This window comes from Nitrincola alkalisediminis (assembly GCF_009821115.1).
Lineage (GTDB): Bacteria > Pseudomonadota > Gammaproteobacteria > Pseudomonadales > Balneatricaceae > Nitrincola > Nitrincola alkalisediminis.
Genome location: NZ_VYTY01000025.1, coordinates 1 through 2,109, shown reverse-complemented (window position 1 = coordinate 2,109; position 2,109 = coordinate 1). Strand labels below are relative to the sequence as shown.

The following is a 2,109-nucleotide window of genomic DNA, read 5'->3' as shown; positions in this document are numbered from 1 at the left end:
AAGCGAGCAATGCATCGCCGATTAGCATCACCACACCAGAAGGTAACTTGGTTGAGATCGTTGGCTTTACACAAGTCAACGATAACGCTTACCAAGTTGATTACACGTTTGAGTTGTTAAACCCAGCATCACATCCTGAACAAGGAACAGATGAGTTGGCCAAAGAGCCAATCAGCTTGTCAGTCACGGATCAACGTGGAAATGTGGAAGGTTCTGAGGTAGAAGTCTCTATTGTTGATGATGTGCCTGCCGCTGAAGTGGTCAAAGAATACATCAGCATCCCACTTACAGAAGCCGGAATTTCTGGTTTTAAAGCAGGTTTCTTGCTCGAAGAAACTACCGCTGTTAATGGAAGTGTATCAGGTGAAGTCCTTGATGCAGATGCATACGCGGATCGCTTAACTTGGGGTACGCCTGCAAATGGTTCCCAAGGTTCGAACTATGTATTCGAGGATAATGAAGACTTCCGTACAGGTGACACGATTTTCACTGATCAGTTGATTGAGTTGGGTACTTTCACCCACAACAACTTCCCAATCCTGTCGTCTGGTTCTGTTCTGACAAGTACAATTCTTGAGGTGAAGTTCACTCTATTAATAGATGGAGTTAGGGTCGAGATTGATGCTCAGATTGAGTTAGCACATGATGAGACTCCCAATAACAACCCGAACCCTCAGGATCCTGAAAATGATGACATTATAAAAATCACGAATATTGATTTTGTTCAAACGTACACAGTGAATGATCGGGTGTACGAGTTCAAAATCAAAGGATTCCTTGATCAAGATGGCAATATAGTTGATGAAATTAGAACGACTGAACAAGCGTCTAACTCCTTCAAACTCTTTGCTGAACTTGCATCTACAGCAGATATTCCAGTGTTTGAAGGTCAGGTGGACTATTTCTGGGGTGCTGATGGCGCCGCTGATGAAGATCCCGTGATTTGGAAGGATATCGATGCTGCATCCGGTGTGATTGAAACGGATCTTGGTATTTTGACCATCAATCCTGATGGTAGTTATAGCTATGAAGTCAAACTTGAAACTCGTGACAAGCTACAATTAGGCGAAGTACTGGTTGATAGTTTCACCTATGTGTTAAAGGATGCTGATGGTGATTTGGTAGAGTCAACGTTGGAGATTAATCTCAATGGTGTCTCTAACACATCTCGTATTATGGTCGAAACTGAAGTCGATAATACGGGCCCAACGATTGATGTGACAGGTGATACTGTTGGTATTCCGGTTGGCTCTGATCTGATTGTGACGATCACTGATCAAATGGATAACACTGTAACGACAACAGCGATTGTTGAAGCGGATGGTAGCTACACTGTTACAGGCCTAGACATCACTACCTTAACGGACGGCGAGCTAGACATCACGGTGACGGGTACTGACAATAACGGTGATCCTGTAATAGGCATTGCTGATGATGTGTTGGATGCAGTCGCCTCTGCAGTTGAAGTCAGCTTCGACAATACCGATGCCAATGGCGTCATCACTGACGATGCAGACAGCGTTGTGATCAGCGGTAGCACCACAGACGTTCTGCCAAGCAGCAACACCGTTAACTTGGTGATCACGGATCAGCAGGGCAATGAAGTTGTACTGAATGACGTTGCGCTGGATGCAGACGGTAATTTCAGTGTTGAAGCCGACCTAAGCGGCTTGATTGACGGTCCATTGGAAGTAGTTGCAAGCGCAACGGACAATAATGGCAACCCAATCACCGGCACCGACAACGCTGAGCTGGATGCGATTGCAGCCCAAATCACCGTTGAAACCGAGGTTGATAACGCTGGCCCAACCATTGATGTGACAGGTGACACCACTGATATTCCAGTCGGTTCTGAGCTAGTGGTTACCATCACTGACACAGAAGGCAATACTGTTACGACAACAGCGATTGTTGAAGAAGACGGTAGCTACACCGTTCCAGGCTTAGACATCAGCGATCTAACAGACGGTGACCTAGACATCACGGTTACTGGTACCGACAACAACGGCAACCCAGTGACGGGTACAGCTGAAGACGAACTGGATGCAGTCGCCTCTGCAGTTGAAGTGAGCTTCGACAACACCGATGCCAATGGCGTCATCACTGACG

1 protein-coding gene is annotated in these 2,109 nt (G+C 46.2%); it reads left to right on the top strand.

Features of this window, described 5'->3' with window-relative positions; all coding sequences use genetic code 11:
• On the top strand, positions 1 to 2,109 hold a 2,109-nt coding region (locus F5971_RS18245; RefSeq protein ID WP_193496563.1), incomplete at both ends, for a VCBS domain-containing protein.